19 protein-coding genes and 5 pseudogenes are annotated in these 21,216 nt (G+C 54.6%); 9 read left to right on the top strand and 15 right to left on the bottom strand.

Translation table 11 applies throughout. From position 1 onward, the window contains the following. The first annotated feature begins 80 nt into the window (after positions 1 to 80). The 3 genes from HYG82_RS42020 (at position 81) to HYG82_RS42010 (ending at position 3,182) form a co-directional block, all read left to right on the top strand. Positions 81 to 2,213 (top strand): hypothetical protein, encoded by a 2,133-nt coding sequence (locus HYG82_RS42020; protein WP_235218100.1) that lies wholly within the window; start codon positions 81 to 83, stop codon positions 2,211 to 2,213. A 112-nt stretch (positions 2,214 to 2,325) separates the two neighbouring features. Further along, complete coding sequence (locus HYG82_RS42015; RefSeq protein WP_235218099.1) at positions 2,326 to 2,604, top strand: hypothetical protein; 279 nt, start codon at positions 2,326 to 2,328, stop codon at positions 2,602 to 2,604. An 80-nt stretch (positions 2,605 to 2,684) separates the two neighbouring features. Then, on the top strand, positions 2,685 to 3,182 hold the full coding sequence (locus tag HYG82_RS42010; RefSeq protein WP_235218098.1) for a hypothetical protein: 498 nt from the start codon (positions 2,685 to 2,687) through the stop codon (positions 3,180 to 3,182). 290 nt (positions 3,183 to 3,472) lie between these two features. On the opposite strand, the gene HYG82_RS44750 is transcribed toward HYG82_RS42010, so the two are convergent. The 8 genes and pseudogenes from HYG82_RS44750 to HYG82_RS41980 form a co-directional block, all read right to left on the bottom strand. After that, complete coding sequence (locus tag HYG82_RS44750) at positions 3,473 to 3,919, bottom strand: tyrosine-type recombinase/integrase (protein WP_425495436.1); 447 nt, start codon at positions 3,917 to 3,919, stop codon at positions 3,473 to 3,475. Between the two features lie 274 nt (positions 3,920 to 4,193). Next, positions 4,194 to 4,406 (bottom strand): hypothetical protein, encoded by a 213-nt coding sequence (locus tag HYG82_RS42005; RefSeq protein WP_235218097.1) that lies wholly within the window; start codon positions 4,404 to 4,406, stop codon positions 4,194 to 4,196. A 20-nt stretch (positions 4,407 to 4,426) separates the two neighbouring features. Next, a complete protein-coding gene (locus HYG82_RS42000) occupies positions 4,427 to 4,936 on the bottom strand; it encodes a PIN domain-containing protein (protein WP_235218096.1) in 510 nt (169 codons plus the stop codon). Then, positions 4,933 to 5,532: a helix-turn-helix domain-containing protein gene (locus HYG82_RS41995; protein WP_235218095.1), complete on the bottom strand. Its 600-nt coding sequence runs from the start codon at positions 5,530 to 5,532 to the stop codon at positions 4,933 to 4,935. The genes HYG82_RS42000 and HYG82_RS41995 overlap by 4 nt, the downstream gene beginning before the upstream one ends. A gap of 146 nt (positions 5,533 to 5,678) precedes the next feature. Further along, positions 5,679 to 5,828 (bottom strand): annotated as a pseudogene (locus HYG82_RS44830) (hypothetical protein); the annotation flags it as partial. Between the two features lie 27 nt (positions 5,829 to 5,855). Next, positions 5,856 to 6,298 (bottom strand): annotated as a pseudogene (locus HYG82_RS41990) (toxin-antitoxin system TumE family protein). Further along, positions 6,299 to 6,826 carry a winged helix-turn-helix domain-containing protein gene (locus HYG82_RS41985; RefSeq protein WP_235218094.1) on the bottom strand — a complete coding sequence of 176 codons (528 nt, stop codon included), beginning with the start codon at positions 6,824 to 6,826 and terminating at the stop codon, positions 6,299 to 6,301. A gap of 253 nt (positions 6,827 to 7,079) precedes the next feature. Continuing rightward, a pseudogene (locus HYG82_RS41980) lies at positions 7,080 to 7,614 on the bottom strand (hypothetical protein). 220 nt (positions 7,615 to 7,834) lie between these two features. Here HYG82_RS41980 and HYG82_RS41975 point away from each other — a divergent pair. Continuing rightward, positions 7,835 to 8,104 (top strand): hypothetical protein, encoded by a 270-nt coding sequence (locus HYG82_RS41975; RefSeq protein ID WP_235218093.1) that lies wholly within the window; start codon positions 7,835 to 7,837, stop codon positions 8,102 to 8,104. Between the two features lie 118 nt (positions 8,105 to 8,222). Here the strand turns inward: HYG82_RS41975 and HYG82_RS41970 are convergent, their stop codons facing one another. The 5 genes and pseudogenes from HYG82_RS41970 to HYG82_RS41950 form a co-directional block, all read right to left on the bottom strand. Then, the gene (locus tag HYG82_RS41970) at positions 8,223 to 8,624 is read right to left on the bottom strand and encodes a hypothetical protein (RefSeq protein WP_235218092.1); all 402 of its coding nucleotides are present in this window, start codon (positions 8,622 to 8,624) and stop codon (positions 8,223 to 8,225) included. Positions 8,625 to 8,816: 192 nt separating this feature from the next. Then, positions 8,817 to 9,092, bottom strand: a complete 276-nt coding sequence (locus tag HYG82_RS41965; RefSeq protein WP_235218091.1) for a PadR family transcriptional regulator — start codon at positions 9,090 to 9,092, stop codon at positions 8,817 to 8,819. A gap of 560 nt (positions 9,093 to 9,652) precedes the next feature. Next, on the bottom strand, positions 9,653 to 10,081 hold the full coding sequence (locus HYG82_RS41960) for a TRAM domain-containing protein (RefSeq protein WP_235218090.1): 429 nt from the start codon (positions 10,079 to 10,081) through the stop codon (positions 9,653 to 9,655). 349 nt (positions 10,082 to 10,430) lie between these two features. Continuing rightward, positions 10,431 to 10,649: a HalOD1 output domain-containing protein gene (locus HYG82_RS41955; RefSeq protein WP_235218089.1), complete on the bottom strand. Its 219-nt coding sequence runs from the start codon at positions 10,647 to 10,649 to the stop codon at positions 10,431 to 10,433. Beyond that, positions 10,642 to 11,586 (bottom strand): annotated as a pseudogene (locus tag HYG82_RS41950) (DUF955 domain-containing protein). Before HYG82_RS41950 ends, HYG82_RS41955 begins: the two are co-directional and overlap by 8 nt. Before the next feature lie 373 nt (positions 11,587 to 11,959). Here HYG82_RS41950 and HYG82_RS41945 point away from each other — a divergent pair. Next, complete coding sequence (locus HYG82_RS41945; RefSeq protein ID WP_235218088.1) at positions 11,960 to 12,271, top strand: AbrB/MazE/SpoVT family DNA-binding domain-containing protein; 312 nt, start codon at positions 11,960 to 11,962, stop codon at positions 12,269 to 12,271. Then, positions 12,268 to 12,681, top strand: coding sequence for a type II toxin-antitoxin system VapC family toxin (locus tag HYG82_RS41940; RefSeq protein ID WP_235218087.1), 414 nt, complete (start codon positions 12,268 to 12,270; stop codon positions 12,679 to 12,681). The genes HYG82_RS41945 and HYG82_RS41940 overlap by 4 nt, the downstream gene beginning before the upstream one ends. A gap of 843 nt (positions 12,682 to 13,524) precedes the next feature. Here the strand turns inward: HYG82_RS41940 and HYG82_RS41925 are convergent. Beyond that, positions 13,525 to 15,738, bottom strand: a complete 2,214-nt coding sequence (locus tag HYG82_RS41925; protein WP_235218086.1) for a hypothetical protein — start codon at positions 15,736 to 15,738, stop codon at positions 13,525 to 13,527. A gap of 671 nt (positions 15,739 to 16,409) precedes the next feature. On the opposite strand from HYG82_RS41925, the pseudogene HYG82_RS41920 reads away from it, so the two are divergent. Beyond that, positions 16,410 to 16,865: pseudogene (locus tag HYG82_RS41920) on the top strand (ferritin-like domain-containing protein). A gap of 196 nt (positions 16,866 to 17,061) precedes the next feature. Here HYG82_RS41920 and HYG82_RS41915 read toward each other — a convergent pair. Then, a complete protein-coding gene (locus tag HYG82_RS41915; RefSeq protein WP_235218085.1) occupies positions 17,062 to 17,523 on the bottom strand; it encodes a hypothetical protein in 462 nt (153 codons plus the stop codon). 806 nt (positions 17,524 to 18,329) lie between these two features. Between HYG82_RS41915 and HYG82_RS41910 the strand changes: the two genes are divergently transcribed. After that, positions 18,330 to 19,145 (top strand): E3 ubiquitin ligase family protein, encoded by an 816-nt coding sequence (locus tag HYG82_RS41910; protein WP_235218084.1) that lies wholly within the window; start codon positions 18,330 to 18,332, stop codon positions 19,143 to 19,145. A 220-nt stretch (positions 19,146 to 19,365) separates the two neighbouring features. Further along, the gene (locus HYG82_RS41905; protein ID WP_343233124.1) at positions 19,366 to 21,180 is read left to right on the top strand and encodes a histidine kinase N-terminal 7TM domain-containing protein; all 1,815 of its coding nucleotides are present in this window, start codon (positions 19,366 to 19,368) and stop codon (positions 21,178 to 21,180) included. Positions 21,181 to 21,216 lie beyond the last annotated feature (36 nt).

The following is a 21,216-nucleotide window of genomic DNA, read 5'->3' as shown; positions in this document are numbered from 1 at the left end:
TCGAGTACCCCTCTAGAGCCGGTTAGCCACACATTGTATTTCTCCCCTAAGTATATATAACATAAGTGATTATAAAATTCATGATACGACGAAGACAGGTGCTTGCCGCGATGATAGCGACCACAGTTGCGGGGTGTGGGGAAACGAATGATAACGGGATGCAGGGGGATGACTCTGAGGGAGACGACGATACCGACGATCCCGGGACGACTGGTAGCGCGAATGGGGACGACGATCACACCGGGTATCGAATAACGCGAGATATCAAGGCTGAAGAGGCTGTGACCGTCGTCCCAGGTGCACCGCTGATTGAATCCGACTATCAGGATATCAGCTCGAAGGTCCTCGCTGGGGGGCAGGTCGCCTTCGGCGCGGACGCCTTCGTCGACGGCGAATCTGTAATACAGCCCGGATCGCTCGACCTGAATGGGGCGACCGTCCTGTTTCCGGGGGATACGTTGGACGAAAGCGACTTCTCAAACCTGCTGGAGGCGCTTCCGAGCAGGGAAACGACTCCGGGAGAGGAAGAACGAGAGCCGAACCCCTGGGAGGGACTTGCGTTCCCCGGCGACACGTGGTTCCCCGGCGACGCACTCGTCCGAGAGAACGTGCGTGCGGTCGAAGGCTCGGCGCTCACGGAGACACTGGACGATGGTGTTCCGGAAGCAGAGGTCGCAGGATTCCTGGAGGCCAGTGGCGCGCTGTTCCCTGGGGATATGTGGGATCTAGCCGAACCAGCGGAGTCCGACCTACTGAGCTCTGCTGCCGTCTTCTTCCCAGGGGACTCGTTTTTTCCCGGCGATGCACTCTTCCCCGGTGATACACTCTTCCCGGGAGATACGTGGTTCCCCGGTGATACACTCTTCCCGGGAGATACGTGGTTCCCCGGTGATGCACTCTTCCCGGGAGATACGTGGTTCCCCGGTGATGCACTCTTCCGGGCGAATATGGCGTACATGCCAGGAAGTTCGACGCTCGTCGAGCATCACGACGACCTCGATGACCGCTGGGTCAGACTCCTGGACATCGGCGGTGTCTTGCTCCCTGCAGGTAGCTGGGAGGCGGCCGACGGCTCCGACGCGATCGAGGAATTCCTCACCCTCCAGGAAACTCTGGGCGAGACACTCACGGCAGCCGGGGAGATAAACAGCGAGTTCGCAACCGCACGGTCCGACCTCGAGGCCATGCTCTACGGCGTGTGGCTGGCGGACGAACTGGACCGCTTTCGCGATGCCCCGCTCCCCGACGGATTCGATCGAAAGGCGATCTTTTCGGCCACCGCGCCAGATATCGAGGACCCAGAGGACGCAGCCCTCCCGGTCCCACCTGAAACCGTCGCGGGGTGGACGCGTCACGTCGAACGATTCGAGACGTTACGGGACAAATCGGACCGCCGACGAGAGGCAGTCGCCGAGGCAGCCGACGACCTCAGGCGCCACATCGAGCAAAACGTCAACCTCTATGCCGGCCGGGAGGGCCACGACCAATCCGTGCCACTCCATCCACGATTCGCCGACAAACCCCTGCCACTTGCGACGGCTGTCTGGGGGATCGTCCACGAGCTGACACCCCTCAAGCACTCCCACCAGGAGGTCCACGCAGGCTTCGAAGATGTCGTCAAAGACGTGGGGACGGCACTGTCCGACTCATCGACAGAGACGGAGGACACTGACTGTCCACCGCCAGAGTTCAGATGCTCACAAGCCCAAATTACGATCGTCATCGGGTACGGTGGCTGGTACAACGGATTTGGACACGCGTGGATGAGACATACGGCCAAGAAACACTTTTACACGTTTACGGGGCCAGATTGTGAAGGAATCGAACACGACATTCTTCCCCCACAGATCCACTCGGAATCATGGGGTTGGTACGGGGATACCGACTTCAGAGACGACAGCGACAACAAGATACAGTGTGAAGTCCCTGCATGGGCGACGGACGACTGTTCTTCGGGGAAACTGGAACAGCCGACCACGTACGAGCAGTTCGTGGGTAACGTAGAGTATGACCTCGAGAACAAAGACAGAAACTGGCGGTTGCGGTATAACTGTCTTGATTGGGCGCTCCGGGCGGTAGAATATGCTGATGGTGACAAGTCCGATGAACTGGAGGAAAAAGCAAAAAGCGCCTGGTATACGAACTACAGCGTGCCCGATCAAATGTGTGAATTCGACTATGTATATCCCCAGCACTACGTCGACCGGAGTTGAAATGATGGGGCAAAGGAGAATGGAGTGCTGTAGAAAACCTCGATCCGTGATGGCCACCCCACAGGTGACGCGAGAGACTCAAAACCCCGGGTGTTCATAGAACTTCCTGTCCGTGTTCGTCCACGCAGACATCTCGTTCGACCGGGAAATCTCCGCGGAAGTCGTCGAACTCGAAACCGCGACGCTCGGTTCGGTTCGAGCGGTCCACGAGGGAGAACACGAGTTCGTCCGGACTCCGATCATCGAATCCGGTGGAAGGACCACGGTCCGGTTGACATTCCGGACTCGGGATGTCGTCGAGGAGTTCTCTCGGGGAAGCCACGACGTCGCCGTGACCGGCGTGTTCGGTGACCTCTCGTTCGCCAGTAATAGAGAATTAACCATCGTCTAGATCGGGAGGGAGTCGCCTCGTCGGGGAGCCCTACCACCGCTGGGGCGAAGGTATTTAAAGTAATCTTATGAATAGGAGCCATGCAACGCCGAGCATTCATCGGTGGCATCGCAACAGGCGGGGCCGGATTTCTTGCTGGCTGTCTCTCCGCAGACCGGGACGGAGGTGAGGTCAGGGGCGAGTACACGGTTGATCCAGCGACGACCGAATTCGACTACGACTGTCAGGAGGCAGAGCTCTTCGAAGACACGTTCAGGCTCTCGGGGAAACTGACCTCTCGTGTCGTCGGCCACTCGAGTGTCGAGTGGCACATCGATATGGACGCAGACAGGAGACTCAACGTCAACATCTACAGTACTGAGCCTCGCTCGAGAACCAAGGGTGGATTCCCAGCTATCGAGATCGTCGACCCGGACGGCGAGGTCGTCCTCGAGGGCCGGGATTCGTCGAACCTTTACGATATCACGACGGAAACCGGTGGTCGATACGTGGTACGGGCTCTCAGTAGAAATTTGACGAAGGGTGGAAACAGGTGGCGGCTCGAAGTTTCTTGGTACCAGAGTGCTGGCTGCGAGTGACCCGATGCTCGATTGGGTTGTGTTGCCTGCTTGTCCCCGCCATCGCTCAGTTCGCCGCTGTTCCCGTCCTCGGAACCGACACCTGTCGGCAAGGGATCGCTGCACCCACGGTCGGCGAGTCTGCCGACGGCGGGGTAAGAGTTTCACAAAAGTTGGATGAGAAACCCGAACGACCTGTGACCTCCGACATCAACCCAGACAGCAGAGCTTTCCGTGTCTACTGGTCGCTTATGAGTTTCTGTGTAATAGAGCGTGTCAACATAGGTGTGGCGACAACTATTTCGATTCCTTCACCGGCGATGGACTTGCCGAAGAGCGTCAGCAGTGGCTCTCCCGGAGATGCGGATGTATCTTTGAGCTGTCGCCAGGTCGCTCCACCCCATCAGCGCTTGGAGCGGAACGGGTGCGACTCCTTGATAGGCGTGGTAGCTGGCAGCAGTCGCCCGGAGACAATGGGGATACACTCGCCCATCAATGTCTGCGGTCTCGGCAGCCTCGTTCACTCGTCTGTTGACCGCAGTTCGTGACCGTGGAAATGCTTTGTACTGTTCGGTGAACCGTTCCGGACACAGTTCCAGCTGGAGCGACAGGTCAACGGGAACCGACCGGGCAGAGGCGACCGTCTTCGGCCTGCTCAATCTCGTCAAGGTCAACGGACATCCGGCCAGTCCCCCGCTGATTGACGATACACCTGTCGCTGGTGGCGTTGTTCCATCAGAAGTCGCCTGTATTACCATGCAGGCACGATCGCTTCGCGCCTGCACCCATTGCAGGCGCAAAAAGAACCACCGGCGACGTAGTCAGTGCAGAGGTGTGCCGATACCGATATGCCCGCTCGTGTTAGGCCCGCGAGGGGCGCAACCGACGGGGATACCCGCTGGCATCGAGACCAGATTCACTTTAGCCCGGCAGTCCGCCCGCTACTGCAGGCAGACCGCCCGGAATGGTCGGTCGCGAGCGACGCGGAGGGCGGCAGCGGCGAGCGGGGCGGGCCGTCACGTACGCACCTGTTCAGCCGGCTACGTCGCTCGGTGGGCCTTCCACTGTCCTGGCGGACTCAGAAAGGGCGAGGCCGACTCGGCCGTCCCCCGACCCCGCAAGCACCGCAGGGACGAGGCGCGTAGCGGCGTCCTCGTGAGCGAAGCGAACGAGGGCCAGCGAGACTCCGTCTCGCGCGGTCGCGGGACGTCGAGCGGCCGAGGGCTTTCGAGCGTCCTCTCCCACCAAATCAGACTAGAAATCAGTCAGCTGTGGCCGGCCACCAAGTCCTCGATGAACCGAAACCCGTTCATGAACGTCACCGAGTCACCGTACCCCTCACTCGCGAGCACGGTTTCGGCCCCTTCACCGGCCGCGATATCGGTCGTGTAGATGTACACCTCGGTCGCCGTCCCCGCGCTGAGATGCTGGGCAGCGAGGGCGGCGAGGGCGGCGTCTGCACGCTCGACCTCGTCGGCAGGGCGGTCGTCGGCGTTCGCGATGTACCGCTGGACGCCGTCCATCACCCGCGAGACGACAGGCTCGGAGAACTCGAGCGGCCCCGCGACCGTCGCCCAGCCCTCGTCGATCGCGGCGTCAATCGGCACTTCTTCGACATCGGGGTCGTCGACGGTCAATTCTTCGTAGATCCGTTCGGGCAGAACGAGAGTGATGTCGTTCCGGCGGGTGAACCGCCGAACAGCTTGGTAGCGACTGTTCGAGGGCTGCCCCATCGCGACGAACAGGCTGGTGTCAGCGATGTGTAGCTGGCTCACGCGTCGTTGGCCGCATCGCCGTCGTCGATATCCAGCTCGTCGAGCGACGCGCCCGATGCCTCGATGTCGTGATACTCGTGGACGACGGGCCTGAGCGCCTGTAGAATCATCTCTGCGGCCAGCGGCGAGATGTCGAGATCATCCGCCATCAGCCGGTGGGTCACCTCGCCGCGCTCGCGGGCGACCGCATAGGTCAGCGCCGTCGCGAGGCCGGCGACACCGTGGCGGTCGATGTAGGTGTCGATGTCGGCGTTCGTCTCGCGACGGCCGACTGCGTCGATGAGCGCCGGCGTGATCGTGTACTCGCGGTCGCCCGCGGCCGTCGTCACGGTCAGGTCGATCTGGCGGACGGCGTACCGACGGGGCTGCTCGTCCTGCGTGACGTCGACGACGCCGGCGTCGACGAGCCGGTTGACGTAGCTGTAGGCCGTCCCCTGGGCGAACTCGAGGTCATCCATCACGTCTTGGACTGTCGCTTCACCCTCGCGGGCAAGATACGCGTACAGCTGGGCGAGCTGTGGCTCTCCGAGGAGATCCGCGACTGAGAGGAAGTCGCGAACAATGTCGCCGTCGGCCCGGTTTGAAGTGCGTGACACGGGTTGTTCTTGATTACAGTTTACAGGGAAACAGTAAAGAGTGTTTGGGTCACTCCGCCGGCGCCGCGACAAGGTGCTCCTCGAGGTCGCGCGTTCAGTAGGTACGGTCCACACGACCCATAGTCCCGCTGTGTGACTTACGATTGCTAGAACTGTTCTTTGGGACCGGCTGATTTCTCGTCAACCTGCTCGTACATCTCATCCGGGAACGGGAGACTCCCCCAGATCGAGTTGGGACACTGATTCTGGCCGATGCAATAGCGCTGTAAATCGTCATCAGGTGTCTCCTCTGGTAGGTATCTCTCGACTGTTCTCAGCACCTGCTAGGACCACAGTGTCTCTATGCGTTGCTCTATTGCCGTGAGGACGGTTGAGTATACTTCGAGTGGATGGAGCGACGGGAATTCGAAGTCGGTAATTTCGATGGCAGACGGTGGCTTGTGGAAGTGTAACCGGGTGTTGTGCGTGTTCGGGTGCCGGTCCCAGCGACACTCCCAGCGTTCCCGTCCTCGTGCTCTTCGACGTAGTGGACTGAGAAATCGCCAGTCGTGAACCATCGGGTGTCGAGACGGGCTGCTGTCACTGAGTCCGGGTATCGTCCAGCGTCAAGCAGTCCACGAAGTAGTCGAGGTTCGTATGAATCCGGGTCGAACGTAGTCTCGGTGATGAGCGAATCCGACGAAAGGTGTCGCTCCAGCAGGCGCAGTGTCTGTCGATCCGGTGGGCCCGTCGAGTGTGGAGTCGAATCCGCCGGTGGCTGACTCATTTACGCTGGAATCAGATGCCCGTCATTCTGGGAGAGCTGGCGAGCAAGTTCGTACAGCCGGATATCTCGAATCACGCCCTGCCACTCACTGACTGCGGTCATCCGCTCGTGGATGGTTTCGTGACTATCGTGATCAAACACGTTGACAGCCGTTGGGTCTCTCGTCTCGAACTGCGCTTCATATTCCGTTCGCTGGGATTCAAGCGCCTCCACGCGATCGATGATCTCTTCGATAGAGAGTTCGGTTGCGATTCGACTGGCGTCCTGCCATTCGAGATACCCTTCGTTTCGTTCGTATGTTACTGGGCGGCTGTCTCTATCGGCTCGAGCGATGCCCATCTCCACCAAGCGGTCGAGATGCTTTTTGGCGGCATTCGGAGAGCAGTCCGCAAGCTCAGCGATCTCGGTGTAGGCAGTCGGAGAGGTAACGCCGAGGACGACGTCGTAGACACGACCAAACGTGTCTGTTCCCGTCTGCCACTGTCGCTGAGTATCGTCGGACGTGGGAACCGGATCGAACTCAGTCATACCTATCTGTAAGCGGCTACTCTCAATATATCTTGTGATCCTTCAAATATATGAAGGTGGGTGCTGTGTTAGGTCACTGGAAAGGCAGATTCGGTCTTGTTCAACGTAGTATTGCGGTTGCCTTTCCGACCTGCCAAACGTGTTCACCCCGCTCCAGATCACACTCCTCGGCGAGATAATCGACAGACTCTGTGAGCGTCATGGTTGAGTAACTCCTCTCTCAGCGTATGAAGTTGATGTCCCTAAAATCGGCTCACACCGGAACCAGCCCTGACCGAATCTCGAGGTCAACACGTCGGAGATGCTTGCAGCCATTGTCTGGCTGCCGATGTTCGAAGTCCGGACAGGTACACGTCTCCATCTCGATATCAATCTCGTACACATTCTCGCTCTCGCTGCGCACCTGGTAGTGAGGGCCCACGGAGACGAAAGACACCTTCATGTTTTCGGTGAGTGCACGACGTGTTCGCGGGTGGTTGATCGAGTATCCACCACCTTCGAGTGGCGTCGGGTGGTGATGGCGTTTCGCACTGTTCGACAAACTCATCACGTTGATTCCGTTCCTGGCCACAGTTCCGGCAGCGCCAGTAGCGTGTCCGGTACTCGTAGCTGTCGGTGAGATCAATCTCGTATGGTGTCGGCTCGTTCCAAGGCAGCCATTCATCGACTGCAACGAGTTCGTGCCCGTTCAGCCGGGCGACATCACCTGTGTACCATTGCGTTCGGTCACGTGTTCCGTTGTAGTCGTGGTCCTGCTGCTCCTGGCTGATCGGTTGATCAATACTCATGAATCATCTCGAGGCACACATATTCGCACCTCACCCGATAGGCGCGAAAAAACCAACCTAGAGGTTGCTAGCGGGATTACAAGACGTTTCTGTCAAAGATGGAGAACACTGACTGTTGAGTTTGCACTCGTGAATTCGACATCCAATATGGATGGAATAGCCTTCTATCGAGAGATATTCTTAAGCAGATCGATGAGTGATATTGTAGTAGGAAACCGAGATGAGTAGGACCAACGATCCACGGCCTCCGCTTCCGGAGTGGATCTTGGATGCATACGACTATCTATGCGCTCATAGTCTGCACTCCGACGAAAATGGAGCCATCGAGTCGATCAACCGGGAGCAAGCACTTGAGGCCCTCCGCGGTTCGGATGACCTGTCCCTCGAACCCGAAGACGCAACCCACGCACTCACTCGATTACTCGAACGTGGGTACTTCTATGAAGTTGACGGTGAACTCCGCGTAACGATGCCGGAGGAAGAACCGTAGCCTGACTCCTCGTTAGCTCACAGTAGATGGTAGTACGGTTTCTTTATTTGGGATACTCCTAGAACAGAATCGGATGATTCGGTAAATACAGATGCGAACTTACTGCGAGAGTAGTCTCTTATAGATTGTAGCTTTTCTGCTGTTCCTCCTCAAGTCGTTGACAGCCAATAACTAATGAATCGGGAATGCTGGACGCTTCCGCATGAAGTGCTTCGAAAACAACAGCGACTTCATCGAACTTTGGACCGCGAAAGGCAATCCACGGTTCTGTCTTCCAGGTAATGAACCCCGAATCCGCTAACATCGGCAGGTGGACGTGGTGTAAATCCAGACGAAGCACTTCGGAGTCGAGGGGAACGTTGGGCATAATTGCACTCTCAGGTAATGGAACTGATTGATCTGGTTCAGCGTCTAAAAGAGAAACGATCAGTTGCCGACGCGGCTCGGACGAGAGAACGTTGAAGACGGTATTCCAATTCTCGATAATTTGTTTACCATTTTCGTGATGTGTTCTCCCCATGGTAATAGGTAGCACGTTCTCCTTCTTATGTCTGATGTATGTTATAAAATGGGATACAGATTCATTAGCGATATCTCGTCGGTCCACACACTCACATATACATAGTCTCTACCGCATAGCATGCACTTCACCTATACTTGGCAGTGTTTTCAACTCCTATTCTGAATAAAGAAATCGTATTGCTAACTACTATTAAAAATCGACGTACTGTGACTCCCACTCTCGCCGCTCCTGCAGTTGCTTGAGACCCTTGTCAGTAATATCGTAGTAGTTAGTACGGCGATCCAGTTGCCCTTTCTCGACTAAGTCTTTGTTGACGATTGTGTCGAGGTTGGGGTAGAGCTGCCCATGATTTATTTCTGACTCGTAATATGTTTCTATTTCTTCTTTCACGTCCTGGCCTGAAGGCTGTTCAGTGCCTGCAATTGTATGCAGGAGGTCTCGCTGGAAGCCAGTCAGATCATCCATAGGCCCTCTGTACTGTATTGGCTATTTGTTATCCTCCTTGTACATTCATTTGACGAGTCATATAGTGTCGATATACACCACAAATATAATTACTAGGATTCTCTGTTTTGTGGTTTCTAATTTACTAAGATAATATAAATATGCCTACAAGAATGATTATACTGCATTATTCGTGATGTCAGGCATGGGCCAAGATACAATAGTTGAAAAGCAGACTGGTATTGATCAGCTTTCGAATCTTGTAACGATTGTTAGACACGATGGCTCCCTCAAATCTCGAATTCTCGACTTCCGGCGAGTTCGAAATGGTTGCAGACATCCCGTAGAACAGGCTGTCATCGTTTCTGGTGGGGAGGTAGAGACTCATGTGCGAATATTCGACCTGTTGACTGGAATGGCGTTCTGGCACCGGAGACCACGAGTATGCCGATCATACGCATCGATATGGTGTTCTTGAACGGCAAATTTGCAAGAACAGAATACAGTGGATCTGATCTACAAATTTTCAGGCCTGCATTTGAAGGAGCAGGTCTAACTAATGGATGAGTGGACTTTTTCGATTACTCGTAGTAGTCATGGCGCTCAGTAACTTCCCCGAACGCTACATTCGGGCTGGCGTTTTTGATCTCAATCGTCACTCTCTCATGGACTTCGGTATCTGGGACGATGACAACATATCCTCGTTCGATACGGGCGATACCGTCTCCCTGTTCACCGATACTTTCTATTTCGACGGTACGCTTCTCACCTATTTCGACAGGTGATTCAGATTCTGTGGGACCCTGAGTTTGCTCTATTGTATTTGAGGCTTCTTCCTGATCTTCTGGCGGAGAAGCCTCTGTTCGAAGTACTGCTATACGATACTTCTCATTTGGTTCCAACTGGCCTTTCGTCACGTCCTGGGCAGGTACTTCGATAACATAGCTTCCATCCGCTTCTTTTTCTAACTGTGCCGTGAAAAGGCAGAGCAAGTTTTTCGGGATTTCCATAAGAAAATCTCTTTTCTGGAAAGTGGGTCACTGGTATCTTGGTTCTACCGGCGGAGATACGACCAGTGGACCAATCCTTTACTGATCTATTACCAGCAGTCATTCGAATCTTCGGTCTTGGGTCTTTGTTCGGCCGCTTTTCCCACTCGTCATTGGTTGCTTTCGGTAGCAAATGTGTGGTTTCAGAATTTCTCTGGGCTATATAAGGGGCATGGATTATGGCATCAGAGGTCGTCGGATTAATTCTACAGAGATACAGCGAGAGTGCCTCGGGGTCGTCCGAAACAGCGTAGCCGTTTCGTGATGACGAAAGACTGTAGGTCTCTCGAACCACTGACCCCGAGATTCTTCACGATAACTCGGTAACCCGTACGTCGGACTGGGTAACGAAAGCACGATACTCTCCAATCGAAAATCGAATTTCAAGATCGCTACTCTCGGTCACCGAATTCACGAGTTGCTCGAGCGCTTCGACATCAATCACTCGCTGCAGTTGATACTCGTCCGGATTGAGCCCTTCCGTTTCGAATGCGTCGAGAATCGCAAAAAGGAGCCTCTCGCTACTCATGACTGACCACCTCGTCGACGGTGTCGATGAGTTCCTCAGCGGTTGCACTGATCCGCTCGAGTCGATCGAAAATTGCCACTGGTTCGTCACTCTCCCACGCAGCGAGGTAGAATGCCGACCCACTCGTATCGAGTCCGAAGTACCGCCCCACGATGTACGCGACTGATTCGGCCTCGAGTTCGCGTTTCGAGCGTTCGGTTTCATCATTGATATCGCTGTGTAAGAGTGCATGGGCGTATTCGTGGACGAGCGTCACTGCGAGGGCAGCGCTGTTTTCACGCTCACGAACTTCGACCAGGGGTCGTTCTCCAGAAGACGTGGGTCGGTACTGGCAGACACCGTTGGCGTCGCCGTGGGACCACTCCCATTCAGGGACGACGTCCACGTCTACCTCGAGTCGGCCACCAGCCTCGAGAAGCGCTGGGAGAAGGTCCCCAGCGTCGCCAGTCGCCGCTGTCTCGAGTTCCGGAAGCGGCTCACCGTCAGTTTGCGAGACGTCGAATACGGGTGCTGGCCGAAATCCGACAAGTCCCTTCGACCATGCATCGGGTTCCGTTTCGGTGTAGTCGCAATCGCTTCGATCGTGGTAGTTCGGCGAGTTCTCACACTCTGGACACTGTTTCGTGATGATCGGCGCCCAGATCCAGATCACCGACTCGCCCTCCTAGACGTGCCGGTCGAACTCCTCTTGCCACGTTCGATAGCCGGCGACTCGAGTCGCATGTGGACACTGCCTGGTGATCAGCAGCGTATTTCGATGTGAATAGTCGTGAAAGCGGCTCTGGGTGTCGAGCCATCGCTGGAACTCCTCGCTCGCGACTGCGTCAGTGACGTCCTCGAAGAGATTTTCGACCCATGCTTCGATCGTACTCTGCATCTCGTCATGTCTGGTGTCCGAATCGCTGAAGGACACCTGCTGGTAGTAGCTCGTAGCCATTGTTCTCGACGACGGGCGCTTACGTATGAAACGCCCCTCGCCGCTCTGGGGGTGAAAAAACGGATACAGGTTACGGCGCAAGTGAACTGCCTCGAGTCCACGTATTTTGAGTCATTGAAGGATCTTGATGTCACAAGAGATATTGGTCTTCCCAAACTCTCTCGGTAGACGTTTCCTGTTTGTGCATCTAGTTTCCACTGATGTAGATCGACGGCACCGTTTCATTTCTTAGCCCAAACTAACTTAGCTGGGACTAAGATAGGTGAAACAATTTTACTTCCTCCCCGCATGAGTTGATAGACTCTGTACAAGTCCATCCTGCAATCTGGGGCCTGGGAACAGAATTAAGTAATGCGAGATAGAAGTATTACTTATGTCAAGTAATACTTCGTCTAATGGTGAGGAGCGTGTCGTTTCCGTCACGGAAAAGGGCCAGGCGACGATCCCCAAACAACTCCGGGAGAAACACGGGATTCCTGCGCCAGGACGAGTCAAATTTGTCGAGAATGAGGATGGAGAAATCGTTGTCCGTCCAGTCGGCTCAATGCGGGAATTCCGCGGTCTTGAGCGCGATGGCGACGACGAACGTCCCGCGACTGCAGTACTTCGTGAAGAACGTGAGCGTGACAAGCAACGGGATGATGATGTTGTAGAGCGTTTCTCCCGTGACACGGAGGATCAATGACGGACACGATTGTTTTTGATACAGAACCACTCATTGCGTATTTAGATGATGAGCCGGGAAGTGATGTCGTAGAAGAGTGGATTGATCGAGTTGCGTCTGGAGAGAGTAAGGGATACATCAGTCCTGTAACGAAAACTCAGGTACTATATGTCGGCTCTCGGGTCGGGTTCCGACCTGAAGCTGTCCGGGCAAGTCTCGAGCGGCTCGAAGAGTTGGGTGTTACAGTGTCTGATCCTCGAGAGTGTTGGGACGGTGCAGCTATGCGTAAGGATGCGTATCCAATGGCTCTCGGTGATGCATATGCGCTTGCGACGGCAGACGCTGTCAATGGCACACTTCTCGTCGGAGCCGACGATGATTTCGATAATGTCGAAGAGGACGTTGTGAGGTTCCGAGAAGAGCCAGCGTGATATCCGTTCGTTACCTTGGGTGTCGGATACCCCAATCATTTGACCAGAACGCTGCCAGTTATCGTGGTGTCCAAGCGTTCCAAGTTTCACTCGTGATCCCTCACTTGATCCCGATACTCCCGCATTCACCGCGTACAGGTTGCCACCGTTGCTGATAACGAAGACAGTTCCACCAACTACTGTCGGTGAGGAAAACACTATCGAACCACCGGTCTGAAAAGCCCATTCTTCGTCGCCGGATTGTGCGTCAACCGTTTACAGATTGGCATCGTTGCTTCCGACGAAGACTGTGCTATCGACTACTGTCGGTGATGATCCGACCTTTGCCCCAGTTTTGAAAGCCCAATTTTGGCTGCCATCGTGCGTTAGGGTGCGTAGGGGATTGCCTGATTCATCCTGACCCTAAAGGTCTGGCATTCACCTCGAACTCTGTAACTGGAGTCTGAAGCAACTAAAGAACTCTGTGTGAGCGTCGAGATCAGACTCGTGGGCGGTGACAAACAGCGGATAGCCACCGTGGGTCCAGATATAGTCTGAACCGATGGCAGTGAATGCGTAGTCCATGCCTACAAACTGCGGGAAGATGTGCACTTCTGAGATTGACAACACCGAAATGTCTGCTGATGCCGTCAGGAACACGAAACATTTTTGTTTCCATCAGAATTAACCAACGAAAAAGTTTCATAATATAGTCTGTTGGTTAAAGAACCCGTATGAGAATTTGATGTCAAGTATAGTTTAAAGAAAGGGGGCCTGTATTGACTGTTCACTACATAGTGAATGGGCTTTGGCTGATTCTATGGCACGCTCTGAAAGAGCTACGCAGTTGATCTGAGGCAAGTCTCACCGTGATCGCTGAAGTATCAGTATCGCTAACACGACCGAGAGTACAACGGTAATGACACCAAACCCCGGTGTGCTCAGGTCCGACACCGAATCGCTATTGTCGGCGTCTTCGGACCGATTCTCAGAGGATGTGCCGCGGTCGGATCCATCGTCTGCAGTCGACCCATCGGCTAACGAGTCGGTATCGGAACCACCTCCGTCACTGTCGCTATCTTCCGGCGCCGTCTCAACCTCTTCGGCGACCGTAACCCTGTGCACTACCAGCCCCCGTACTGTGACAGTATACTCGCCCGTTTCCTCGAACGTCTCCGTTACTGTAATCTGACCGGTACCATCCGGGTTCATTTCTGTCTCGATCTGTTCGGTCTGTTCACCAACACCTGCCTCTATACTGAACGGGAGGGAATCTATATGGTCCTCTTTCCACCGCACATTGACGTCGAATTCGGCTTCGGTCCCGACCTCGACCGTTTCAGGTGCCTCAACAGATTCTATGAGGATGGAACAGTAATCCCGCAATTCAGGACCACAACGGGCGACCACCGGCTGATCGAGCCGAGACTTGTCTTGGACCACGAGCGTGTGAGTCGTCTCAGTCGAGCCGTCAAGCACGTCTCGCTCATCGGAGATCACGGCTCGGAGTTCATACTCCCCGGGATCCTCGGGTGTCGTGATGTCGAATCCCTCACTGACACTGGACGATGAAATCGTTGTTACCTTTTGACCAACCAGTTCTCCGTCGAGGTATAGTTTCATTTCTACAGGAAGACTCAGTCCATAGGGATCTGTGATCGCCGCCGGAACGTGTACTGTCGTCGAGGTACCAGTACTCACTGGCGTCTCAATGTTCGTCCCACCTTTGAGCGAGGATTCAACCGAAATACCGCCGTACTGCGGCGACAGATCGGCCGTGACTTTTTCAACGATATACACGACATCTTCCTGGGATTGTACGCCACCCATCTGAATCTGATAGCGATGGTTCCCAGCCTCGAGACCATCGGGAAGACCGTGTGAGAGCGTCACAGGCCTGGTTTCGCCAGAGGCAACGGTCACCCTTGTCGAATCGACAACTTCACCCCGGAACAGCAATTCGACTGTCTCGGAGCCACCAACCCCTCCGTCATTGCCGACGGCAACGTCGACGGTTAAGTTCTGTCCGGGGACCGCAGCGATGTCTCCCCACGAGTCGCTCCCTGAGTAGTCAAAGGTGCCCGTTCCTTCTTCGACGGACTGGATGCTGTACTTGGGCGCGACGGCAGGAAGCAATGTTTGTGCAGCCTCAAGTCGCTCTCCATCGACGGTGACGTACAGCGTCACTGTCTTGTCGACGGGGTCCTCGATCGTCCGAGTCACAGTCGGCCCGGTTGCGTCGATTTCGCCATCGCTGTCGAAGTCCCACTCGTAGGACTCGACCTCACCGTTGTACCACGTTCGGCCGATCGCTTCGATAGCGTCGGGCGTCCGCGCGTCGAAGGTGACTTCCGAACCCCGCTCGACAAGGAACGGGTCGTAGGTGAACCCCGGTGACGAGGCACCACCGTCTTGCATCCGCGCCTTCTGCTCGTCGAGTTGGGCGTAGAAGTCCTCGATGATCGTCGAGTACTCTTCGTCAACAACCGATTCAAGCTCGCGAGGGTGGTTATTGGTGTACAGCACGTCATACCCCTCACGGCCGTACTCGTGGAGTACGTACTCGGTGAACAGCGCTAATTCGTCGTACTCGTCGCCGTCTGCGTTTTCGTCGGTGAAGTAGATTGCATCCCGATCGAACGATGCTCTCTTGGCGATTTTTTCAGGTGGTGTCGTTATGTGCTGGGCGGTTCCCTCTACGACGACTTCCGGTGTAATCGCTCCCGGAGCGAGGCTGAACGCGTCGTCTTGGAACCGGTGTGTCAGCTCATGGAAAAACACCGTTCTATCTGCAGATGTCAGGACGATTCTTGACCCGACTCCCTTGTAACAACCCGCTCGTTGGACCCCGTCACACTCGACGGTGTTGCTCGCGACGACTTCGACAGCAACTCGTCCCTCAACCGGCGCGACGCCGAAGCGCTGGAACAGTAGTTTATAATACTCGTCGGCGTAGGATGCAATATCCTCCGCCTCGGCACGTTCGTTTTCTTCATAGGTTATCTCGAAATAATCCGTACGGATCACGTCTGATTGAGCAGTTGTTGTACTCCCCGCAAGCGATCCACTATCAGTCATGGGAACCGCTACGCTGGATTCGTGGGAAACTGAATCTCCCACAGCAGTCACGCCGGTGGTCCCAACTACTGTCCCGGCCACAAGCAAAAGTAACAAAAATGCACGTATGTGACGAGTATACTTCATGATTAGAAAGAACCAAGCCCATAGAAAATCCTATCGTTTCTGCTAACTATCATCCTTCTCTAAGAGAGTTCCATAGGCTGAGCAGTGCGAGTGCTTTGGAGTTAAACACGGAAGATATTCACTAGACTGTGACAATTGTAACCGCATTTCTGCATTACTCGATCCACCAGATAGTATAGAATAGAACCCTCTCTTCAGTATTCGCCGGGTGGAGTTCACTTACTCCCTCGCATTTCTTATATCTTTCAGTGATATGTGGCTCACCCATATTATCGGAATCCCTTCACCAGAAGAACTCCTCACCGAAACGCTCATTCACGGAACTGGTTTCTATCTCGGTTTCACTTTCATCGCCTTGTTCAACATATCAACTGAAACCACAAACTGAACAACTCGTGAATCTACGCAACAGACAGTTCATCAGAGGTTCGGTGAACAAAGTCCTTGTGAATAATTCTATGAGGCCCTCGTCACCTGAATAGTACTGGAGCAGAAATGTTAGAATATCTGATGGGATTATACTTCTGTGGTCTCACAAAGTAACTATGTCGAACGATCGGGTTATCGACCTGCTCAAGCAGGCGTATCACGACGAAATGGAAACGGTGATGAACTATCTGGCGCTCTCGACCGTTCTCGATGGTATTCACGCGGAAGAGATCAAAGAAAGCCTCTGACAGGACGTTCAGGAGGAACTTGGTCACGCCGAACAGTTCGGCAAGCGGCTCAAGCAACTGGATTCCAGTCCACCGGGCTCTGAAGCGTTCGTCCCACGTCAGGAGACACTCCAGCTGCCAGCGAATACCACAGATATTGCCTCGGTTATTAACGGTGTCCTCGATGCCGAATAGGATGCGATCGACACGTATCGTGAATTGATCGACGCGGCCGAAGCCGCAAATGACCCCGTCAGCGAGGATCTCGCGGTGACGCTACTCGCTGATGAAGAATCGCACCGTGCAGAGTTCTGCAGCTTCAAGAAGGAATACAGAGGTAACTGACCGAGTTTCGCCGAAACATTTTGTGAAACGTCGTTTTGTGGTCGAATTGGTGGTGAATCGCTATACTGCGATTGATTTCGCTGTCTAGCCAAGCGCCTGGGGGATCACACCGAGAAACTGGCGTCGAATTCGCGACCGAATCCCCCAAAGATCGACCGGACGAATTTTGACCGGTCGCTTACCGGCGGTCTCAGAATCAGGCTGACTCCTCTGCGTACACCAACCACTCACCATCGTGTTGCCGAAGTTCGACCTCGTACTGAGCGGAGACGTCGTCTTCGACACGCTCTCGTCCATAATGAACGAAAACGGAACCGTCTGTAGGGTTTCGGACCTCGTGTATGCGGGTGAATTCCCACTCGTAGTAGGGATCGTTGGCACGCATTCCGGAGTCGGGGTGAAGCAATTTCTCCTTCTCTTCAGCTGTTTCATACTCTACCCACGACTGGACCAACGGTTTGACGTCCGACTTGCTGATCGACTTCTCGGCATCCTCACCGTTGCCATCGGTGTCATCACCGTTGCCCCCACCGTTGCTACCATCATCATTACCATTTCCCCCACCGTCATCACCGAGACAGCCAGCAGTCCCGACAACTGCTGTGGAAACGACACTGAGATATTCTCGTCGCGACCAATCAGTAATCTTATCTTTCATGAATACTGCTAAGAGCGGGTGGTGATAAATGTTCGGGCCCTTCCGATTCGACTTGATCCTAGCGATGAGTGTGTGTGGCAGACCGTGAGATTTCTTGAAAATGGACTCATTACACAACTATTCTCTGACGACACATTCAGTGCTTCTGAGCGGACGTATGAAGAAAATACAGTGAGTGTACCTAAATGCCAGACATCTCGCGCATTACTGGCTGATCAGGGACACATTGGGACACATCAATTCAAGATACGGTCGAATCCAGATCGTTACTATTCTCGTAGATTGTTGAGTTTAGCGTTGACGAATTTCAAACCTTTCATCTATTCCCTATCAATGACTATCATGTAGCCTATTTTCTGGCCGTTCCGGGTTATCGCTACCTCTTCCGGATTCGGTAAGGAATGCTCGAAATTGACCGTACGTGTTTCACCAACCGAGACATCGACAGCCACACTCTCCAGGATGGATTCGTCTACCCGGAGGCACAGTTCGACCTCAGTCGAACTGTCGCCGATGTTCGTGACCGTAACCGTCGCCTCGAATTTACTGCTTTTAGGATGTCCGTTTTCAGGAACCGGAGTGGTTTCCAAGGGCGGCGAAGTAGTTACTTTGAGGTAACCAAATCACCAACATATTGGTTAGCTAGTAATTATTCATATCGAGCCATCACAAGATGGTATGCGCGGAAGTCGATTTGTCGTCTTCGTACCGAGGCATCAGCGACGGTCAACCAGTGAATCAAATCGTGTAACAAGACGCCAGAGAGGTGAACTCCCGTGCCACTGATTATGTCAGGGTGTGAATCGATGGCTCCCGAGAAGGAGGTGATCGAAACGGCATTGCCGTTACAGAGCGTGACCAATGGTGAACCGGCGATCGTCGCCGTCATCGCCGGCACGTTTATTGTTGGTCTCCTCGGCGCCTATATCGGCTACTCGCGCTACCAAAGGAGCAAATTGATCGAGGAGACTGAAACTGCTCCAATAGGATCGGTCACGCAGGGGCGCACCGCGATCAGTGGCACTGTTCGTCCAGTGGAAGAACCGCTCGAATCACCGGTCACTGAGAGTGATTGTGTCCAGTACTCGTTTTCGGTCAAAGATCTCGTCGAGACAGACACTGAGGGAGGCTCGTCGTCCGATTCGGACGTCGTCGATAGTGAGAAGGAGTGGAAACGTATCGAAAAGGGATCCGACGAAACTCCATTTTACGTCGATGATGAGTCTGGGGCCGCTCTGGTGGAACTCGAGGATGGTATCACCTACAATATGTCTTCAGACAACCAGGAGTTGGTCGACGATCGCCACGGCGATGGAATGCACGGCCTCTCCGACGACGACATCCCAAACGATGTAATCAAGCGCCAGTACACCGAGTCGGTGCTTCCTATCGGCGAAGAGGTCTGCGTGCTCGGCGAGTCGAGACGACCATCCGAGGCAGAAGAGGGAGCAGACATCATCATTGGCCGAGATCCTGAATCCGACCTGTTTATTGTGGCTGATAAAACGAAGACCGAACTCGCTGATTCCATGTCCATCACCGGCCCGCTCATCGCCCTCGGGGGACTTGCTGTAAGCGGTGTGATGCTCATCATCCTCGTCAACGACTTCGTTCTGGTGTGACTTCTCCCACGACCGAAATCGTGGCCGTTCTCCTCTAATTTTTGAAAAATGAGTATGTTCAATAGAAAATTTCCGTATTCCCTCTCGAGTCACTTCACTGTTGAATGATGAAGCGAGGGTCCGATACTATCATCATGAGATGGTCGCTGAGCGTACTATCCGATCTCCTTCTACTCAGTCGATAAATTGATATCTCTCCTGCAAACTAATAAGATATCGTATGCGTATGGGGCCAATTGAGGAATTCCACATTAGGGTGCTATACCTCATCGGAGCTGTGAGTGTACCCATATTGCTACGTAAACCGATACGATATCCTGAAAAACCGGGTAGCAAATGGTTCGCGGTGACGATTGGTGCTGTCAGCCTCTGGTTGGGTTCGGTCGGGCTCTATTACTTCGTCCACAGCCTTTCCGGGTCGTTAGTACTCTACAACCTGGTTATGTTTTCGGTTACGATCTGTTTCGCCGGTTGGATACTGATTGCGGTCGAATTCGCGACGGGAAAGAGCGCTCCGCGGATCATTCTCGGCGCCCTGGCTACGTTCGCACTGGTTCACTTCGTACTGCTCTGGACCAATTTCTTTTGGATGCATGAACTCTTCTTCGAGTCGACTGCGTTTGTCGATGACGGCGGTGGTCTCAACGTACCTCGCGGCCCGCTGTTTTGGGTTCATATCGTAATTGTGTACATCCTCGTGTTCCTCTCGACCGTCCTGTTCGTTGGGGAGTGGGCTAACTCGAGCGGCCTTCGTCGCCGACAAGCGGGGATACTTGCAGTCACTCCACTGTTCGGCGTGGCGGCGAGCCTGCTCTGGTTTGCCGAGGTATTACCGTTTCTGCACGATCCAACGCCGGTTGGAGTCACCATCGGCGTGGTTCTGTTGAGTTGGGCGCTGTATCGAGCCGAGTTCCTCGAAATCGTCCCGGTCGGCAGGAAGACGGCCGTAGAAGAGATGGTCGATGCCACGATTATCCTCGGCGACGAGAATAGAATCCTCGACTGGAACAGCGCTGCCCGTGCCCTCTTCGAGCCAACGGATGCGACAGTTGGAATGCCCGCAGACGCGTTCTTTGAGCCGGTTCCGCCCGAAATGTTGACAGCGTTCACGTCTGCGAGTCAGACTGATACGCAAGTTTCTTTCGAACTCGACGGTCGGGAACGACACTTTTCGGTGTCGACCACGCCCCTGGAGAGCGGTCACGCGGACCCGCTCGGCTCTGTCGTCGTCGTCAGGGATATCACCGACCTCAAGCGCCGCGAGGAACAACTCTTGCAGCAGAACGAGTACCTGGACCAGTTCGCGAGTATCGTTTCGCACGACTTGCAGGGTCCGCTCATGGATATCCGGGGAAGCGCCGAAATGGCAGTTCAGTCCGGTAACGTCTCGCACATCGACCACGTCCTCGATGCGACGGACAGAATCGAGGGCCTGATCGACGACCTGCTCCGACTCGCACGGACTGGACGACAAATAGAGTCGGTCGAGCCTGTCGAGATATCGACAGTTGTGGAGTCGGCCTGGGGTCGCGTGTGGGGTCAGAACGCGGAACTGATCGTCGACACAGACCGCTCGGTACATGCGGATCCAAATCGCTTGCAACAGTTGCTCGAGAATCTGTTCCGGAACGCCGTCGAACACGGTTCGACGGACCGAAACTCGCTGACGTCCGAGGACGCCGTCGAGTATAGTTTTGCCGAAACTCGCGACGGGGAAGGGAGCGTGATCGGATTCGACGACCCTAATGGGACTGATACCGGTATTCGGGATGCTGCCGATTCGAACGGCAGCGTACGTATTACGGTCGGCTTGCAACCGGACGGATTTTTCGTCGAGGACGACGGGTCGGGGATTCCCGAAGCGGCTAGAGAACGGATTTTCGAACGCGGCTATACGACGTCAGAGGACGGAACAGGCCTCGGTCTCGGTATCGTTCGACAGATCGCCGGTGCTCACGGATGGTCGATTCATGTCAGGGAGGGACGAAGTGGTGGCGCACGATTCGAAATTACAGACGTAGACGTCGTTGAGTGAACTACCCACGACCACTCGCTGCCGAAATCACGTGGC

The sequence above is a fragment of the Natrinema halophilum genome (assembly GCF_013402815.2).
Lineage (GTDB): Archaea > Halobacteriota > Halobacteria > Halobacteriales > Natrialbaceae > Natrinema > Natrinema halophilum.
This window is presented reverse-complemented; position numbering and strand designations above follow the sequence as displayed.

Bases quoted from the DNA above. Each gene is read 5' to 3' on its own strand.
- HYG82_RS42020 (WP_235218100.1), top strand. From the start codon at position 81: ATGATACGACGAAGACAGGTGCTTGCCGCGATGATAGCGACCACAGTT.
- HYG82_RS42010 (WP_235218098.1), top strand. From the start codon at position 2,685: ATGCAACGCCGAGCATTCATCGGTGGCATCGCAACAGGCGGGGCCGGA.
- HYG82_RS44750 (WP_425495436.1), bottom strand. From the start codon at position 3,919: ATGGTAATACAGGCGACTTCTGATGGAACAACGCCACCAGCGACAGGT.
- HYG82_RS41985 (WP_235218094.1), bottom strand. From the start codon at position 6,826: ATGACTGAGTTCGATCCGGTTCCCACGTCCGACGATACTCAGCGACAG.
- HYG82_RS41975 (WP_235218093.1), top strand. From the start codon at position 7,835: ATGAGTAGGACCAACGATCCACGGCCTCCGCTTCCGGAGTGGATCTTG.
- HYG82_RS41970 (WP_235218092.1), bottom strand. From the start codon at position 8,624: ATGGGGAGAACACATCACGAAAATGGTAAACAAATTATCGAGAATTGG.
- HYG82_RS41965 (WP_235218091.1), bottom strand. From the start codon at position 9,092: ATGGATGATCTGACTGGCTTCCAGCGAGACCTCCTGCATACAATTGCA.
- HYG82_RS41960 (WP_235218090.1), bottom strand. From the start codon at position 10,081: ATGGAAATCCCGAAAAACTTGCTCTGCCTTTTCACGGCACAGTTAGAA.
- HYG82_RS41955 (WP_235218089.1), bottom strand. From the start codon at position 10,649: ATGAGTAGCGAGAGGCTCCTTTTTGCGATTCTCGACGCATTCGAAACG.
- HYG82_RS41945 (WP_235218088.1), top strand. From the start codon at position 11,960: ATGTCAAGTAATACTTCGTCTAATGGTGAGGAGCGTGTCGTTTCCGTC.
- HYG82_RS41940 (WP_235218087.1), top strand. From the start codon at position 12,268: ATGACGGACACGATTGTTTTTGATACAGAACCACTCATTGCGTATTTA.
- HYG82_RS41925 (WP_235218086.1), bottom strand. From the start codon at position 15,738: ATGACTGATAGTGGATCGCTTGCGGGGAGTACAACAACTGCTCAATCA.
- HYG82_RS41915 (WP_235218085.1), bottom strand. From the start codon at position 17,523: ATGAAAGATAAGATTACTGATTGGTCGCGACGAGAATATCTCAGTGTC.
- HYG82_RS41910 (WP_235218084.1), top strand. From the start codon at position 18,330: ATGGCTCCCGAGAAGGAGGTGATCGAAACGGCATTGCCGTTACAGAGC.
- HYG82_RS41905 (WP_343233124.1), top strand. From the start codon at position 19,366: ATGCGTATGGGGCCAATTGAGGAATTCCACATTAGGGTGCTATACCTC.